Source organism: Janthinobacterium sp. 64, assembly GCF_002813325.1.
Classification (GTDB): Bacteria; Pseudomonadota; Gammaproteobacteria; order Burkholderiales; family Burkholderiaceae_D; genus Janthinobacterium.
Genome location: NZ_PHUG01000001.1, coordinates 4,542,742 through 4,560,500, shown reverse-complemented (window position 1 = coordinate 4,560,500; position 17,759 = coordinate 4,542,742). Strand labels below are relative to the sequence as shown.

The following is a 17,759-nucleotide window of genomic DNA, read 5'->3' as shown; positions in this document are numbered from 1 at the left end:
CGGCCATGTTTGCCATCGCCCGCTTTGAAGCGCGACAGCGGCTCAAGCTGCTGTCCACCTGGGTGTATTTTGCCATGTTCCTGGCCCTGGCCATGCTGTGGATGGCGGCCGCCGGCGGCGTCTTCAAGGAAGCGAGCATCAGTTTCGGCGGCAAGTTCCTGATCAACGCGCCGCGCTCGCTGGCGTTCACGTGCAGCCTGCTGGGCTGCTTCGGCGCCGTGGTGGTGGCCGCCATGATGGGCCGCTCGGTGCAGCAGGATTTCGAGTACGGCATGCAGCATTTCTTCTTCAGCGCGCCGATCAAAAAATACCAGTATGTCTTTGGCCGCTTCCTCGGCGCCTATCTGGTACTGGCCGTGGTATTTTCCAGCATCGTCATCGGCGCGTGGCTGGGCGCATGGCTGCCCGGCATCGATCCCGAACGGCTGGGGCCGCAGCGCGCGCTGGCCTATCTGATGCCCTACGTCTTTACGCTGCTGCCGAACCTGTTCATCTTCGGCGCCATCTTCTTCGTCATCGCGGCCCTGACGCGGCGCATGCTGCCTGTGTACATCAGCTCGGTGGTCATGCTGATCGGCTACCTGGTGGCGCCCTCGCTGGCGCGCGACCTCGACTACAAGACCCTGGCCGCCCTGATCGACCCCTTCGGCACCACGGCGCTGATACGCCTGACGGAATACTGGCCGAATGCGGAGCGCAACACGCGCCTGGTGACCCTGGAGGGCGTGTATTTGCTGAACCGCGCCATCTGGTCCGGCTTCGCCCTGGTGGCCTTGCTGCTCGGCTACTGGCGCTTCCAGTTCCACGCCACGACGGACGCGGGCGCCAGCAAGCGCCGCAGCGACGGCGATGTACCGCTGCGCCTGTCGAGCGCTTCGCTGTCCACGCAGGAAGCGCCTGATTTTGCGCAGCGCAACCTGGCCGCCCTGCTCGTCAAGATGAGCTGGCTGAACCTGCGCGAAACCATCAAGAACATCTATTTTGTCGTCATCGTGCTCGCTGGCGTGCTGACCATGTACGCAGGCGCGCTCGACATGGGTTCCATGTACGGCACGAATACCTATCCGGTGACGGAAAAAGTGCTGGACATGGTCAGCGCCTCGTTTGCCCTGTTCATGCTGATCATTACCACCTTCTATGCGGGCGAACTGGTGTGGCGCGAACGCGAGACCAGCATCCACCTGATGCTCGACGCCCTGCCCGTGCCGAACTGGCTGCCCCTGCTGTCGAAACTGTTCGCCCTGATCGGCCTGCAAGCATTGCTGAGCCTGGTCATCATGCTGTGCGGCATGTCGATCCAGGTCTTCAAGGGCTATTACCGCCTCGACCCCGGCCTGTACCTGGAATCGCTGTTCCTGTCGCACCTGCCCTACTACGCACTGATCGCCGTGCTGGCCATCTGTTTGCAGGTAGTGATCAATCACAAGTACCTGGCGTATTTCGCCATGATTCTGTACCACATCGCCAGCATCAGCTTTGCCTCGCTGGGCCTGGGCGACCCGCTGCTGCTGTACGCCAGCACGCCGGACTTCATCTATTCGGCCATGAACGGCGCCGGCCACTATGTGTTGCGCGAGCGCTGGTACTTGCTGTACTGGAGCGGCGCGGCCATCATGCTGACGGTGCTGTCGCTGCTGCTCTGGCCCCGCGGCGCACACGATAGCTGGCGCATCCGATTGCGCCTGGCGCGCCACGGCCTGACGCAAGGCGTGCTGGCCAGCTTTGCCGGCGGCGCCCTGATCTTCGTCTTCGCCGGCGGCGTGCTGTTCTACGTCTTTCACGTGGCCAACGATTACAAGTCTGAATTTTCCCGCGATGCGGACCGCGCCAGCGTCGAACGCCAGTACCGCAAGTTTGCCGCCACGCCGCAGCCGAAAATCACCGACGTGAAACTCGACGTGGCCATCTACCCGGCGCAGCGTACCCTGGCCGTCACGGGCCGCTATGTGCTGCAAAACAAGACCAGCTTGCCGATCAGCCACATTTTTGTGCAGCAAGACCCGACCGCCACCATGCGCCTGCGCTTTGATGCGCGCGTGCACCCCGGCCTCGATGACGGCAAGCTGGGCTTTTACAGCTACCGCCTGGCCGCGCCGCTGGCGCCGGGCGCCAGCCTGGGCCTCGATTTCGACATTGCTTATGCGCCGCGCGGCATCTTCGGCCTGGGCCAGGACACGCCCGTGGTGGCCAACGGCACCTTCTTCACGAATGCCGTCCTGCCGCACATCGGCTACCAGCCACAGCAGGAGTTGACGGATCCGCGCGACCGCAAGAAACACGGCTTGCCCGCGCGCGAACGGGCCTTGCCGCGCGACGATGTACGGGGATTGGCTGACAATTACGTCAGCATGGACGCCGACCGCATCAACTTTGACGCCACCGTCAGTACCGTCGACGGCCAGACGGCCATCGCGCCGGGCATGCTGGACAATGACTGGATCGCCAAGGGCCGCCATTACTTCCATTACACGATGGACCAGCCTATCCTGAATTTCTACGCCTTCCAGTCGGCCCGCTACGCCGTCAGGCACGAGCGCTGGCAGGATGTGGCCATCGACGTGTATTACCATCCTGGCCATGAATACAACCTCGATCGTTTCGTGCGTGGCAGCAAGGAAGCGCTCGACTACTACACGAAAAACTTCGGCCCCTACCAGCACAAGGTCTTGCGCATCGTGGAATTTCCCCGCTACGCCACGTTTGCGCAATCGTTCCCGAACACGATTCCATACTCGGAAGGCCTGGGCTTCATCGCCAAGGTGGACGACAAGAATCCGAAGGACCTCGACTATCCGTTCTACGTCACGGCGCATGAAGTGGCGCACCAGTGGTGGGCGCATCAATTGGTGGGCGGCAACACGCGCGGCGCCACCGTGCTCAGCGAAACCCTGGCCGAATATTCGGCGCTGATGGTGATGAAAAAAACCACGGGGCCGGCCAAGATGCGCCGCTTCCTGCGCTATGACCTGAATCAATACCTGTTGGGGCGCAGCGAAGAGCGCAAGAAGGAGCTGCCGCTGGCCGAGAATGAAAACCAGGCCTATATTCACTACCACAAGGGCAGCCTGGCCATGTATTTGCTGCAAGATATCATCGGCGAAGACAAGGTCAACGGCGTGCTGCGCGACTTGCTCAAGACCTATGGACAGAAGGGGCCGCCGTATGCGAGCGTGACGGCGCTGGTGCAGGGCTTGCGCCAGGTCACGCCGCCCGAGCAGGCTTATCTGATCGATGACCTGTTCGAGAAAATCGTGCTGTTCGACAATCGCGCCCTGTCGGCCACGGCCACCAAACGCGGCGATGGCAAGTACGCCGTCACCCTCAAGGTGCAGGCGGGGAAATTGACGGCCGGCGAACAGGGAGAGGAACACGATGCGCCCCTGCATGACTGGATCGAGATCGGCGTCGACGACGCGAATGGCCATCCGCTGCTGCGCGAACGCCTGCGCATGACGGCACGAGAAGCGAGCTACACCGTCATCGTCGGCAGCCGGCCCGGCAAGGCGGGCATCGATCCCGACAACAAGCTGATCGACCGCAAGCCCGATGACAATATGGTCACCGTCGAGCTCGACGAACCATGACGAAAAATGGCCACCCTGGACAGGTGGCCATTTTTTTCAAGTGTCACACGGGAATCAAGCCTCGGCGCAGCGCGTCACCAGGCTCAGGCTGATGCCCATCTCCGTCAGGTGCTGCATGTCGGCCAGGGTCAGGTCCAGCGGCGCATCGACCGTGTCGTCGCCGCTCAATTCCAGTTGCAGCTCGGCCACGATGCGCGGCATCGTAAAGCTGACGCCGCGCGAGCGGCATTCGGCCAGGTAGCTGCGTATGCGCGAGGGCAATACTTGCGCTTTGGGCGCCTGCGCGATCAGCACTTCGAAGCCGGAATCGAGATGCACGCGACCTGCCGCGCCCTTCGCCTCGCCCTTGCGCCATTGCCGTTCCGGATCCGTGGGCAAGACTTCGAGAATGGATTTGAGCGTGGGGTCGTCCCCATGCACCGACAGCTTCACCATATTCATATTGCAAGACTTTCTAGTCAGGATGCCGCCAGGAAGACGGCGCAATCATCAGACCGACAAGTCTACGCATGGACGGCAAATATGTCCATACGGCAATATTTTATATCAAGCACGAATTTGTGCTGCATCAAACAGGCGGAACAAATCTGTTCCGCCTGCAACACACGATTATCAGGCCACGCCGCGCGCCTGCAAGGCGGCCCGCACGCCAGCGCCGTAGGCGGCATCCGCCTGGTCGAAGTGGGCCAGCTGACGCTGCAAGGTTTCCGGCCGTACCAGACTCAACGGTCCTGCCAGATTGTCGAACAGGTTTTGCTGCGCCTGGCCAGACATCAGACGGAACAGATTGCCGGCCTGCGTGTAATCGTCTTCCACGCCGCGTCCATCGTAGCGCGCCGCGCCGCCGTCAAGCGCCAGCACCGGTTCACCATGGCCCAGGCCTTGCGGCTGCGTGCCTGCCGCCGCCACATTGGCGTAGTTCTGCGCCGAGCTGCCATTGTGGATGGCCATGCCGCCGTCGCGCTGCTGGTTGTGGAAGGGGCAGCGCGCCGCATTCACGGGAAGATGCTGGTGATTCGTGCCGACCCGGTACAGCTGGGCGTCGTGGTAGGCGAACAGCCGGCCTTGCAGCATCTTGTCCGGCGAATACCCCATGCCCGGCACGGCATTGGCCGGCGAAAAGGCCGCTTGCTCGACTTCCGCGTGATAATTGTCCGGGTTGCGGTTCAGCTCGAAAATACCCACCGGCAGCAGCGGGAAGTCCGCGTGCGGCCACACTTTCGTCAGGTCAAACGGGTTCCAGCCCGTGCGCTGCTCCCATGCATCGAGTTGCTCCTGCGTGGCCACCTGCAGCTTGACTTCCCACTGCGGGAAGTCGCCGCGCGCGATGGCGCCGAACAGGTCGCGCTGGGCGTAATCGGGGTCGGCACCGGCCAGGCGGCCCGCTTCCGCCGCAGGCAGGTTCTTGATACCCTGGCGCGTCTTGAAGTGCCATTTTACGTACACGCGCTGGCCGTCCGCATTGATCAGGCTATACGTGTGGCTGCCGAAGCCATCCATGTGACGGTAGCCGTCCGGCGTGCCCCGGTCCGAAAACAGCATGGTGACCTGGTGCAGGCTTTCCGGCGCATGGCTCCAGAAATCGAACATCATCTCGGCCGATTTCAAATTGCTTTGCGGATCGCGCTTTTGCGTGTGGACGAAATCGGGAAACTTGATCGGGTCCTTGATGAAGAACATCGGCGTGTTGTTGCCAACCAAATCCCAGTTGCCCTCTTCCGTATAGAAACGCACGGCGAAACCGCGGGGATCGCGTTCCGTATCGGCACTGCCGCGTTCGCCGCCGACGGTGGAAAAGCGCGCGAAAGTGGCCGTCTGCTTGCCCACTTCAGCAAACAATTTGGCCTTGGTGTAGCGCGAAATGTCGTGCGTGACGGTAAAGGTGCCATAGGCGCCCGAGCCTTTTGCGTGCACCACGCGCTCGGGGATGCGCTCGCGGTTGAAATGCTGGAGTTTTTCGATCAGGTGAAAGTCTTGCAGCAGCAGGGGGCCACGGGGGCCGGCGCTGATGGAATTCTGGTTGTCGGCGACGGGAATGCCCGAGGCGGTGCTGAATGGCGGCTGTTGACTCATGACTGCTTTTCCTTCGTTGTTGACTGATGGAATCAGTGTAACGAGATCAACAACAAAGGAAAAGTTAATTGATTTTATCGAGTTGATAGCTATTTACAATGCACACCCTTGCGCATCGCACACGCCGCCCAGTTGCGCCTGCAACTTCGCGGGCTGGCCCAAAAAGCCCCCGATATCGATCACGGACAGCTTGCCGCTGCCATCGTCGAGCACGAACGTGGGAAAGCCCTGTCCGCCCACCTGCGCCAGCAAGGCGCGGCTGGCGTCGATATGCTGCTGCGTGGCAGCGCCCGCCTGCCGCGCATATTCCGTCTGGAAGGCGGCGCCATCGAGGCCCAGCTCTTGCGCCAGCGCCACCAGCACGGGCAGGTCGGCGATGCGCAAGCCATCCACGTAATGGGCGCGCTGCACGCGCTGCAGCATGTCCAGGCCCTTGCCAGCCAGCACTTCCGCCGCCAGGATGGCCGTGATCGGCGGCTCGGAATCCATCATGGCCGTGGTGTCGTTCAGCAAGCCGTTGACGTAGGCGTCGCCGAACGGCTGGCCCGACAATTGCTCGATGCGCCGGTCATGCGGCAGCACATAGCCGCGCCATGCGGGCGTGATCTGGCGGCGATTGCTGCCCGTCATCATGCCGCCGCCGTGAAACGCCACCGTCAGTCCCGGCACGGCGCGCGCCGCCTCGACCAGCGGCGCGGCGCCGTAGCACCAGCCGCACAGCGGATCGAAAATGTAGTGCAGTGTGGGCATGAGAGCCTCCTTGTTGCCGCTTACCATTTCATTTCGCCTTTGGCTACCTTGGCGCTGGTCTCTAAAGCGCCATCGAGACCCAGCTTCGGATAGCGCATTTTCATCGCCTCGATCAGGGCGGCCGAATTGGCGGCCTTGGCCGTTTCCGCTTCAAACGTCACCAGGTAGTCGCGCGTAAAACCGATGCTGTCCGGCGTCAGGGGCGAGCCGACCTTGAAGTGGCCGGGCACGACGGTGACGGGTTTCAAAGCGGCAATGCCGTCCAGTGTCTTGAGCCAGTCCTGGCGCGATTGCAGGCTTTGCGTATCGGCCGTCCACACGTGCAAGTTGCCAAACAGCGCCACGCCGCCAACGACGGCCTTGATCGACGGAATCCATACATAAGTGCGCGCTGGCGTCGGGCCGGCGATATCGAGCGACTGGCCTTCCAGGGCGATGTGCTTGCCTTTCAACGCTTCCGGAATGACGATGCTTTTCGGCGCATTGTCTTTCAGGATCGGGCCCCAGTAGGCAACCTTGGCGTCAGCCTTGCGGCGGATCTCGGCCACGGTTTCCGGCGTGGCAACGATTTTTGCCTGCGGGAAAGCTGCCTTGATCACGTCGAGGCCAAAGTAAAAATCGGGATCGCTGTGGCTGATGTATACCGTCGTCAGATTCTTGCCGCTGGCGCGGATCTTTTCCACCAGCTTTTGCGCTTCGGCGCGGGAAAACTGTGCATCGATCAGCACGGCGTCATGCTTGCCCGCGACCAATACGGAAGCGACGGGGAAGATGGCCGCTTCGCCCGGGTTGAACACTTCCAGGGTCAGGGGAGCGCTGGCGGCGGCCGAGGCGGCGCCGGCGGCAAACAGGGTGGAAACAAGAACGCTGCTGATGGATTTGGAGAACATGATGCGCCTTCACAAGATGATTGGGATGCATGCATCTTACGTTGCTCAATCCGGTAGAAAAACCCGTAAAAATGCAATAGTTTGTTGCATTTTTCGGCGCAATCGACGGCCATTGAATGCCAAATGTGTCACAACGTCATGAGGGTGTCACATTGGATTGTTATCTTGCTAGCTCTTTCAAACCTAGCCGGATGAACCACATGACACGCAGAAAAATTTCCGTCGCTGGCTGCAGCGTCGCCATCACCCTGATGCTGGCCGCCTGCGGCAGCGACGCCAAAAAAGAAGATGTGGCGCCCGAAGCAGCACCGAAAAACGTCATCTTCTTCCTCGGCGATGGCATGGGCCTGACCACCATGACGGCCGCGCGCATCTACTCGGTAGGCGAAGAAGGCGAACTGACCATGGATACCTTGCCGGAAACGGCCTTCGTCAAGACCTTCTCGAACGATGCGCAAGTCACCGACAGCGCGCCATCGATGGCCGCCTACATGACGGGCATCAAAATGAACAATGAAGTCATTTCCATGTCGGCCAACACGCTCGCCATCGATCCGGGCAAGGATGCCAACGGCAACAAGCTGGTCAACAAATGCGGCACCGGCAACGGCACGCCCGCCACCACCTTGCTGGAACTGGCCAAGGCCAAGGGCTACGCGGCCGGCGTCGTCAGCACGGCGCGCGTGACGCACGCCACGCCGGCAGCGACCTACTCGCACATCTGCCACCGCGACCTGGAAAACGATATCGCCGCAGCCCTCGTGCCAGGCGGCACGGGCTACAACAGCGCCCTGGGTACCACGGGCCTGGAAGTGGTGCTCGGCGGCGGCGCGCAATTCTTTACGCCATTCAAGAACGGCGGCAAGCGTTCCGACGACCGCGACCTGGTGGCCGAGCTGAAAGCGAAGAGCTACACCATCGCCAACAACGCCACCGACTTCAAGGCCGTCGATGCGGCCAAGACGGAGCGTTTGTTCGGCGTGTTTACCTCCAGCCACATGAGCTATGACCTGGACCGCGATGCGGCCAAGGAACCTAGCCTGGCGGAAATGACCACCAAGGCCATGGATGTATTGGCCAAGAACAAGAAGGGCTATTTCCTGATGGTCGAAGGCGGCCGCATCGACCATGCGCTGCACGAAACGACGGCCAAGAAGGCCCTGCAAGACACGGTCGCGTTCGACAACGCCATCAAGGCCGCCATCGAAAAAGCCAAGCTCACCGACCCGACCCTGGCCAATACCCTGATCGTCGTCACGGCCGACCATGACCACACCCTGGTGCTGAACGGCTACGCCAAGCGCACCGGCAAGACGGCTGCCGGCAACGCTGGCGTGCTGGGCGTGGTGAAGAACTACGTCACCGGCGCGGTCGAGAAAGACCTGGACGGCGCACCGTACTCGATCATCGGCTTCGGCAATGGCGAAAAGCGCACGCAATCGAGCCGCGCCGCCATGGCCAGCCTCGATGAAACCGTCACCAGCGCCAACACTTACCATCAGGAAGCGGTGATCCGCACTGCGGTCGGCAATGAAACCCACGGCGGCACCGACGTCTTCCTGGGCGCCATCGGCAAGGGTTCGGAAACCTTCCTGGGCACCATCGACAACACCACAGTATTCGGCCTGGTCAAGACCGCCGGCGGTCTGTAATCCCCAAGAGACAAGAATTGGACAAGCATATGAAACCAGCATTGAAATCCGCCTTGAAACTGTCGCTGCTGACCACGCTCGTGGCCGCCAGCGTTGCCAACGGCGCCTACGCCGCCGACGCCAAGAACGTCATCTTCTTCCTCGGCGACGGCATGGGTCCTTCCGTCGTGACGGCAGCGCGCATCTTCAAGTACAAGGAAGAAGGCAGCCTGAACATGGACAAGCTGGAACGCACGGCGCGCATCAAGACGTTCTCGCACGATGCACAAACGACGGACAGCGCCCCATCGATGGCCGCCTACATGACCGGCGTCAAAATGAACAATGAAGTCATCTCGATGGCGCAGGACACCATCGCCAAGGAACCGGGCCGCGACGCCAACGGCAACCTGGGCGTGGACAACTGCCCCGCCGGCGGCAAGAGCGTGCCGACCATCCTGGAACTGGCAAAAGCCAAGGGCAAGGCCGTGGGCGCCATCACCACCACGGAATTGACGCATGCCACGCCGGCGACGACCTTCTCGCACATCTGCAACCGCAATGCGCAATACGCGATCGCCGCGCAAACGGCGCCTGGCGGCGCCGGCTATAACGCCGCCCTGGGCGACGGCGTGGACGTGCTGATGGGTGGCGGACGCAACCACTTCACGCCATGGTCGGCCAGCAACAAGGCCGGCCGCGCCGACGGGCGCGACCTGCTGGCCGAATTCGCGGCCAAGGGCTACACCGTGGCCGCCAACAAGGCGGAAATGGCTGCCGCGCCGAGCAACAAGAAATTCATCGGCCTGTACAGCGCGAAGAGCCACCTCGACTATGAACTGGACCGCACCTCGTCCAAGCCATCGGCCGACGGCGCCAACCAGCCTAGCCTGTCGGAAATGACGCTGAAAGCCATCGACCTGCTGTCGAAAAACAACGCTGGCTACTTCCTGATGGTCGAAGGCGGCCGCATCGACCACGCCTTGCACGGCATCAATGCCAAGCGCGCGCTGGTCGACACCATCGCCTTCGACGACGCCATCAAGGCGGCCATCGACAAGGTCAGGGAAACCGATCCGAAGCTGGAAAACACCCTGATCGTCGTCACGGCCGACCACGACCACACCCTGGCGTTCAACGGCTACGGCAAGCGCGGCAATCCTATCCTCGACATCAACCGCGGCTACAAGGATAACCAGCCTAGCAAGGATGAAGACGGCAATACCTACACCACCCTGGTGTTCGGCAACGGCCCGAACCGCCCTGACCTGCGCACCAACGTCGACAGCGCCACGGCCCTGTCCGACAACTACCTGCAAGAAACAGGCGTACGCCTGGCCAGCGAAACCCACGGCGGCGGCGACGTCAAGCTGCTGGCCACGGGTGCCGGCGCCAAGGCCTTCAAGGGCACGCTGGACAACACCAAGGTATTCGACTTGCTGAAGGCGGCATTCGGCTTCTGATCTGCATCAACACGGTAACCCCACCGGGGCGGATGGCAGCGTTGCCCTCCGCCCCTCTGCACGTAAAGGCAACACCATGAAATCGACCCTGATCGCCGTCCTCCTGGCCGCCGGCTTCGCGGGCACCGCGCAAGCCGCTCCTGCAACCCCTGCCGCACCCGCCGACCTGGACCTGGGCATCACCTATTACAGCCGCGTGCTGACGCCGGAAGGCGTGACGCGCGAGAGCCGCTACGAAGAAAAAATGCTGCGCCGCCCCGGCCACGTGTGGGTCGAGCGCGTGCTGGCGCCGTCGACGGACGCGCATGCGGGCCACAAGCATGGCGACAACACCAAAGTCGCGCTGAAGGCCACGCAACATGAACACAAGCACTTCAATCCCGTGCTGATCCCGCGCCATGTGATGCTGGAAAAGAATACCGTGCGCGTGGAATACATCGATGCACACGACAAGATCGTCGTCTCGATTCCCAAGGCCGAGTACGAAAACGTCAATTTCGACGGTTCCTGGGAAAACAGTTTTTACCTGCTGGACCCGAAACTGGTGGCCGCCATGCCGCTGTCGAAACAGGCATCGAACGTGACGGGCGCGCGCTGGCGCGAAGTGGAAAAGAATGGCGTGTTCCAGCGCATCCTGTGGGATGAGCAAAAGCAGATTCCCCTGGTCATCGAAAGCGGCGACCGCGCAAATACCTTCTATCGCCGGGTCGACGTCAAGCTGCAAGCGAGCGTCAGCAAGGCGCAGCCATGGGCGAATTTGCAGAACTACGCGCAGCGCGAATACTCGGACTACCTGGACTAAGAGCCAACTAACATCGGGACGTAAAAAAGCCAGGGACATCCCTGGCTTTTTTGTGGCTGGCGCCCGATTACTCGGCCGCTGCCGCTTTCTTCGCCGGCGCTTTTTTGGCGGCCGGCTTTTTCGCGGCCGCAGCTTTCTTCGCTGGCGCTTTCTTCACGGCAGCCTTTTTGACCGCCGTTTTCTTCGCTGGCGCCGCGCCTTCTTCGCCTTCGGCCTCAACGGCCGCCGCCTTCGTCTTCGCGCCCGGCTTGGCCTTGCGCTCTTCAAACTCGAAGCTCACCTTGCCATCCTTGCCACGCACGAGGAAAGCCTTGAACGGGCGACGGGTACGCTGCGATACAAAGCCCGGCAGCAAGTCCGTCTTGCCATCGTTGAGCAGTTTCGCCATTTGTTCCGGCAAGATTTCCTGCTGCAAAATGATGCGGCCGCTGCGGAAGTCGCACGTCTTCGGCTTGGCCATGCTGTGTTCGCACACATAGGCCAGGCCCATTTCGTACACGCCGGCGTTGCACTTGGGGCAAGGTCCCACGGGCGTCTGGCCCGTGAAATCGACGCCTTCGCCATCTTCGCTCTCGTCGTTCTGGCCGAAATCAAATTCCAGCTTGAAGTTCTTGATCTCTTCATCGCGCACGATGCGCAGGATGGCGGCGAACGGACGGCCCATCTTCGAGCGGAATCCTTGCAGCGGGCCGATGGTGCGGTCCTTGAGCAACTGCTCCACTTCGGCGATTTCGAACTGGCGCGAACCCGGCGTCTTGCTCATCGAGAATTCGCACTTGGTGCAGGCGAAACGACGGTAATTTTCCTTCACCACGCCGCTGCAATTCGGGCACGGCGTTTCCAAAGTAGCGTAGTCGCCAGGGATCGTGTCGTTGTCGTATTCCTTGGCGCGCTTGACGATGATTTGCGTCATCTGCGCGATTTCACGCATGAATTCTTCGCGCGAAATCTTGCCTTTTTCCATCTGCGACAGCTTGTATTCCCACTCGCCCGTCAGCTCCGGCGCCGTCAATTCATTGACGCCCAGGCCTTTCAACAAGGTCATCAGCTGCGACGCCTTGGCCGTCGGGATCAGTTCGCGGCCTTCGCGGATCAGGTAGCGTTCCGTCAGCAAGCCCTCGATGGTGGCCGCGCGCGTCGCTGGCGTGCCCAGACCCTTGCCAGCCATCGCATCGCGCAGCTCGTCGTCGTCGATCAGCTTGCCGGCGCCTTCCATGGCCGACAGCAACGTCGCCTCGGTATAGCGCGCTGGCGGCTTAGTCACCAGGCCGTTGGCGCTGACGCTTTCCGTCTGCACTTTCTCGCCCTTGGCGACCGGCACCAGATTGCCGTTGCCATTGCTTTCCTTGTCGGCGTCCGTCGATGCTTCCTTGCCGTAGATGGCCAGCCAGCCCGGATTGGTCATGACCTTGCCTTCAGTCTTGAACTGATGACCCGACACTTCCGTGTAGCGCGTGGTGACCTGGAATTCCGCAGGCGGGAAGAACACGGCCATGAAGCGGCGCGTGACCAGGTCGTACAATTTTTGTTCCGGCTCGGACAAATTCTTGGGCGCGATCGTCGTCGGGATAATCGCGAAGTGATCCGAGATCTTCGTGTTGTCGAAGATGCGCTTGTTCGGCTTGACCCAGCCCTTGTCGATGATCTGCTTGGCGAACTGGTGGTAGTTGCTGTTGTCCTTGACCGTTTCGAGCGCCTGCAGCACGGTCGGCATGTAGTCTTCCGGCAAGTGGCGCGAATCGGTACGCGGATACGTCAATACCTTGTGCTTTTCGTACAGCGCCTGGGCCAGGCCCAGGGTGTTCTTGGCCGAGAAGCCGAAACGCGAGTTCGCTTCACGCTGCAGGCTGGTCAGGTCGAACAGGCCCGGCGCCATCGAGGTGGTCGGTTTCGATTCTTCCGTGACGATGCCTTGGCGGCCGCGGCAGGCGGTGGCGATCGAGTCGGCAGCCGTCTTGCTCCACAGGCGCTCGGCGCGCTTCTCGGGATCGTTCTCGTCCTTCTTGAATTTCGTGTCGAGCCAGCGGCCTTCATAGATGCCGGCCGCGCAGACGAATTCGGCGCGCACTTCCCAGAAGTCGCGCGGCACGAATTTCTTAATTTTATCTTCGCGTTCGACGACGATCGAGAGCGTTGGCGTCTGCACGCGGCCCACGGTGGTCAGATAGAAGCCGCCTTCTTTCGAATTGAACGCCGTCATGGCACGCGTGCCATTGATGCCGATCAGCCAATCGGCTTCCGAACGGCAGCGGGCCGCGTCCGCCAGCGGCAGCATTTCTTCATCGCTGCGCAGGTGCGAGAAACCGTCGCGGATGGCGCCCGGCGTCATCGACTGCAGCCACAGGCGCTTGACCGGTTGCTTGGCTTTCGCGTTTTGCGCGATCAGGCGGAAAATCAGCTCGCCTTCGCGCCCCGCATCGCATGCGTTGATGAGGGTGGTGACGTCTTTGCGTTTGATCAGCTTGTTTAATACTTTGAGGCGCGCTTCCGTCTTGGCGATCGGGTTCAGCGCGAAATACGGTGGAATCATCGGCAAGTGCGCGAAACTCCATTTGCCGCGCTTCACGTCGAATTCTTCCGGTACGGCGATCTCCAGCAAGTGGCCGACCGCCGACGACAGGACGTATTCATCCGATTCAAAGTACTCATCGTGCTTGGTGAAGCCGCCAAGCGTCTTCGCGATATCGTTCGCGACAGAAGGCTTCTCGGCGATGATGAGGGTTTTTGTCATATTTTGTGGTCTCGAAAAATGCTCTAGGATAGTTTCAGCATGCGCATCATACAGTGCATTGCCAGGCATCGACGCTTTTGTCTGCGCAATGCCTTGTGACTTGTGGTCTTGTCAAGCGGCCAATGATAAGCGCCTATTGAAGAATTCGGCAAGTTATCTGCAAGCAAGAATGCGCCAGCGCAAACACAATGGGCTGGCGTGGGCGCAGGTGCGGCACATAGTAAAGGGGATGGCGGGACGGCGGCGCCAGTGATGACACTATATTAGTGCAACAAGCGGGGAGGCAGGTCTTCGTCGTCAACAAACAGGTCGTCGAACATCAGCGCGTCCGGTTCCTTGCCCTGGCTCCACAGCAGCATCAGCACGATGACTTTCAGCTTGCCCAGCGACACGGGTGCCTCGTCGAGCGCCAGCGCCCGTTCGATGACGATTTCGCGCTGCAGCGGCGAGAGCACCTTGGCGCTTTCGAGGAACTGGATGAAACCGATGGCGGCCGTGCCCAGCACGTCGCTTTCCTGCTTGACATAGAAGCGCGTGCCCGTGGAGCTGGCCGTCAGGGTTTGTTCGACGCCGGCCATGGCGTTCAAGTCCGTCAGCCAGACGAGCGCTTCGGAAATCTCCACGTCGTCGAAACCGACGGCCGACAGTTTGCGCGCCAGGACGGCCGGCTCAGGGCAGGCATCGGGGCGATAGTAAGTCTCGTAGAGGTACACCAGGATATCGAACATGGCTCTACTCTATCAGCTAAGTTCGCTACGACACAAGGGTGCGCGCCGACAAAGCCCCCCTGTGCGGCAAGGCCGCCACACAAGTGCCTAGCTGTCATTTGCAGCGTTGAAATAGTCCTCCCGGCAAGCGTTCAAGCAAGCCCGCCAGCTCCAGTGCCAGCAATTCACCCATCAATTCTCCCATGGCCAGGCCGCTGCGCGCGGCCAGGGTGTCGGCATCGAGCGGATCGTGGCCCAGCGCGGCCAGCAGCGGCGGCTCGTCTTGCGCCACGGCCGGCGCGCTGGGGATGCCGCCCAGCCACTGCAGCTCTTGCAGCACGTCATCGGCCGACTCGACCAGCTTGGCGCCCTGCTTGATGAGCGCATGACAGCCCTTGGCCAACGTCGCATGGATGGAGCCGGGCAAGGCGTACACGTCGCGCCCCTGCTCGCCGGCCAGGCGCGCCGTGATCAATGAACCCGATTGCGCGGCCGCCTCGATCACCAGCACGCCGCGCGCCAGACCACTGATCAGCCGATTGCGACGCGGAAAGTTAGCTGGCATGGCCGGTAAACCCAGCGCGTACTCGCTGACGATGCAGCCTTGTTCGGCAATCCTTTGCGCCAGATCAAGGTTACGTCGCGGATACACCAAATCGGCACCCGTGCCGATCACGGCCACCGTGGCGCCGGCGCCGCGCAAGCCGCCCTCGTGCGCGTGCGTGTCGATGCCCAGCGCCAGCCCGGAAATGATGGTCAGGCCCGCCGCGCTGAGGGCGTGCGCAAAAGCGGCCGCATTCTGCATGCCCTGTGCGCTGGCATTGCGGCTGCCGATGATGGCCACGCCGGGACGCGACAGCAGTTCCGCCCGCCCCCGCACATATAACAACAGCGGCGGATCGGCGATTTCCAGCAGCAGGGGCGGATACGCGGCATCGGCCACGGTCAGCACGGCATTGCCGGGCCGCTGCAGCCACTGCAGGGTGAGTTCGAGCTGGCTGTTGGCCACCGGTTTGGGCGGCTGCACGATGGCGCGCGCCACGCTGGCCGGCACCACCTCGCGCAAGGCCTCGAATGATGCGGCGAAGATGGCCGGTGGCAAGCCGAAGCGGGCCAGCAAGGCGCGCGCCACCACCGGACCCACGCCGGGCAGATGCTGCAGGCGCAGCCAGCCCGCCAGTTCCGTGGCCGTCTCCGCCGTCGTTGCAATTGCATGCATGACAACCTCGCTGTGTACCGTGCCTTCCCATGCTAGCGCCCTGGCAGACACGCGATACCGACGCGCGCAACAATGTGTGCAATGGCGCCGCAAAACAGCCCCGCATCCACAGCGCCATGGGCGTCTGTGATAAAATTTCCCTTTGCAGCAAACGAATAGCGCATTGGCAAACGCATCTGCCGCGCCGTTGCGCCATACGCGCCCCACCGTAGCGCATTCACATAAAATAGCCCTGCCATCGTCCGCATGGCCCAGGCATGAATAATCAGGCGCACCGGCGCCCACCTTAACCAGTCGAATCCGTATGTCCATATTAAATATCCTGCGTTACCCCGATCCTCGCCTGCACACGATCGCCAAGCCCGTCACCGAATTTGGCGAGCGCCTGCAAACCCTGATCGACGACATGGCCGAAACCATGTACGACGCCCCAGGCGTCGGCCTGGCCGCGTCGCAAGTGGACGCGCATATCCAGATGATGGTGATCGACATCACCGAAGAGAAGAACCAGCTGCAAGTGTTCATCAACCCGGAAATCACCTGGGCCAGCGAAGAAAAGCAGGTCTACGACGAAGGCTGTCTGTCCGTGCCTGGCGTGTACGATGGCGTCGAGCGCCCGGCCCGCATCAAGGTGCGCGCCCTGGACCGTCACGGCAAGCAGTTCGAGCTGGAAGCCGATGGCTTGCTGGCCGTCTGCATCCAGCATGAGATGGATCATTTGCTGGGCAAGGTATTCGTCGAATACCTGTCGCCGCTCAAGCGCAACCGCATCAAGGCAAAGATGATCAAGGAAGTCCGCGGTCTCGAGCGCGAAGCCAATCTGCGCGCACAGAACCGCCGTTTCTGAGTCACTGCTGTAGACTAAGCAGCAACAGTCGTCGTTACACCATGCCAGCCTGGCGCCTCCGGCGCGGGCCTGCGCACCTCACGTCAAGGAACCATATGAAAGTGATCTTCGCAGGCACGCCTGAATTCGCCGCCACGGCCCTGAAAGACTTGCACGAAGCGGGATTCGACATTCCGCTGGTGCTGACCCAGCCCGACCGCCCTGCCGGACGCGGCATGCAGCTGCACGCCTCGGCCGTCAAGCAATATGCGCAGCAGCATGGCATCGAAGTGCTGCAGCCGCTGTCCCTGCGCATGGACAGCAAGGACCCGCAGCGCGCCGCCGAGGCAAAAGCGGCCCACGAGCGCCTGCTGGCCACCGATTACGACGTGATGGTGGTGGCGGCCTATGGCTTGATCTTGCCGCGCAGCACGCTCGACATCAAACCTTGCATCAATATCCACGGTTCATTGCTGCCGCGCTGGCGCGGTGCCGCCCCGATCCACCGCGCCATCGAGGCCGGTGACGATGAAACGGGCGTGACCATCATGCAAATGGAAGAAGGCCTCGATACAGGCCCCATGCTGTCCATCGAGCGCACGCCCATCGAAGCGGGCGACTCCACCGCCAGCCTGCACGACAAGCTGGCCACGCTGGGCGGCAAGATGATCGTCGAGACCCTGCGCAAGATGCAGCAGCAGCCGCTCGAAGCAGTGCCGCAGCCGGAAGCGGGCGTCACCTACGCGGCAAAAATCGCCAAGGAAGAAGCGGCGCTCGATTTCAGCCAGCCTGCGCTGGAACTGGGCCTGAAAATCCGCGCCTTCAATCCGTTTCCCGGCGCCTGCGGCCAGGTCGATGGCACCACCATCAAGATCTGGGCCGCCGAGGTACTCGAAGCGGACAGCAAGGAAGCGCCGGGCCAGGTGCTGGCGGCCGACGCCCAGCACGGCATCGTCGTGGCCTGCGGCAATGGCTCGCTGCGCCTGACGGAACTGCAAAAACCGGGCGGCAAGCGCCTGCCAGCGGCCGAGTTCATCAAGGGCTTCCCCCTCGAAGGCAAGCGCTTCGTTTAATTAAGTCATC

13 protein-coding genes are annotated in these 17,759 nt (G+C 61.8%); 6 read left to right on the top strand and 7 right to left on the bottom strand.

The features are described from left to right. The first annotated feature begins 5 nt into the window (after positions 1-5). The gene (locus tag CLU91_RS20065) at positions 6-3,584 is read left to right on the top strand and encodes an ABC transporter permease/M1 family aminopeptidase (RefSeq protein WP_100876824.1); all 3,579 of its coding nucleotides are present in this window, start codon (positions 6-8) and stop codon (positions 3,582-3,584) included. Positions 3,585-3,638: 54 nt separating this feature from the next. On the opposite strand, the gene CLU91_RS20060 is transcribed toward CLU91_RS20065, so the two are convergent. The 4 genes from CLU91_RS20060 to CLU91_RS20045 all read right to left on the bottom strand — a co-directional run bounded on the left by CLU91_RS20060 (position 3,639) and on the right by CLU91_RS20045 (position 7,297). After that, a complete protein-coding gene (locus tag CLU91_RS20060) occupies positions 3,639-4,025 on the bottom strand; it encodes a hypothetical protein (RefSeq protein ID WP_157814744.1) in 387 nt (128 codons plus the stop codon). A 171-nt stretch (positions 4,026-4,196) separates the two neighbouring features. Then, positions 4,197-5,657, bottom strand: coding sequence for a catalase (locus tag CLU91_RS20055; RefSeq protein ID WP_100875537.1), 1,461 nt, complete (start codon positions 5,655-5,657; stop codon positions 4,197-4,199). 93 nt (positions 5,658-5,750) lie between these two features. After that, the gene (locus CLU91_RS20050) at positions 5,751-6,407 is read right to left on the bottom strand and encodes a DsbA family protein (RefSeq protein WP_100875536.1); all 657 of its coding nucleotides are present in this window, start codon (positions 6,405-6,407) and stop codon (positions 5,751-5,753) included. A 20-nt stretch (positions 6,408-6,427) separates the two neighbouring features. Continuing rightward, positions 6,428-7,297, bottom strand: a complete 870-nt coding sequence (locus CLU91_RS20045) for an MBL fold metallo-hydrolase (RefSeq protein ID WP_198521370.1) — start codon at positions 7,295-7,297, stop codon at positions 6,428-6,430. A 200-nt stretch (positions 7,298-7,497) separates the two neighbouring features. Between CLU91_RS20045 and CLU91_RS20040 the strand changes: the two genes are divergently transcribed. The 3 genes from CLU91_RS20040 (at position 7,498) to CLU91_RS20030 (ending at position 11,193) form a co-directional block, all read left to right on the top strand. Next, a complete protein-coding gene (locus CLU91_RS20040) occupies positions 7,498-8,949 on the top strand; it encodes an alkaline phosphatase (RefSeq protein WP_100875535.1) in 1,452 nt (483 codons plus the stop codon). A gap of 29 nt (positions 8,950-8,978) precedes the next feature. Then, positions 8,979-10,391, top strand: a complete 1,413-nt coding sequence (locus CLU91_RS20035; RefSeq protein ID WP_100875534.1) for an alkaline phosphatase — start codon at positions 8,979-8,981, stop codon at positions 10,389-10,391. A 76-nt stretch (positions 10,392-10,467) separates the two neighbouring features. Continuing rightward, positions 10,468-11,193, top strand: a complete 726-nt coding sequence (locus CLU91_RS20030) for a hypothetical protein (protein WP_100875533.1) — start codon at positions 10,468-10,470, stop codon at positions 11,191-11,193. A 67-nt stretch (positions 11,194-11,260) separates the two neighbouring features. Here the strand turns inward: CLU91_RS20030 and CLU91_RS20025 are convergent, their stop codons facing one another. The 3 genes from CLU91_RS20025 to dprA all read right to left on the bottom strand — a co-directional run bounded on the left by CLU91_RS20025 (position 11,261) and on the right by dprA (position 15,850). Next, positions 11,261-13,924 (bottom strand): DNA topoisomerase III, encoded by a 2,664-nt coding sequence (locus CLU91_RS20025; RefSeq protein ID WP_100875532.1) that lies wholly within the window; start codon positions 13,922-13,924, stop codon positions 11,261-11,263. Between the two features lie 263 nt (positions 13,925-14,187). Continuing rightward, entirely contained in the window at positions 14,188-14,652 is a 465-nt protein-coding gene (locus tag CLU91_RS20020) for a DUF494 family protein (protein WP_096233791.1), read from the bottom strand. 94 nt (positions 14,653-14,746) lie between these two features. Next, positions 14,747-15,850 (bottom strand): DNA-processing protein DprA, encoded by a 1,104-nt coding sequence (gene dprA / locus CLU91_RS20015; protein WP_100875531.1) that lies wholly within the window; start codon positions 15,848-15,850, stop codon positions 14,747-14,749. Positions 15,851-16,154: 304 nt separating this feature from the next. On the opposite strand from dprA, the gene def reads away from it, so the two are divergent. After that, positions 16,155-16,697, top strand: a complete 543-nt coding sequence (def, locus tag CLU91_RS20010) for a peptide deformylase (RefSeq protein WP_100875530.1) — start codon at positions 16,155-16,157, stop codon at positions 16,695-16,697. 95 nt (positions 16,698-16,792) lie between these two features. After that, positions 16,793-17,749 carry a methionyl-tRNA formyltransferase gene (gene fmt / locus CLU91_RS20005; protein ID WP_100875529.1) on the top strand — a complete coding sequence of 319 codons (957 nt, stop codon included), beginning with the start codon at positions 16,793-16,795 and terminating at the stop codon, positions 17,747-17,749. Positions 17,750-17,759: the final 10 nt, after the last annotated feature.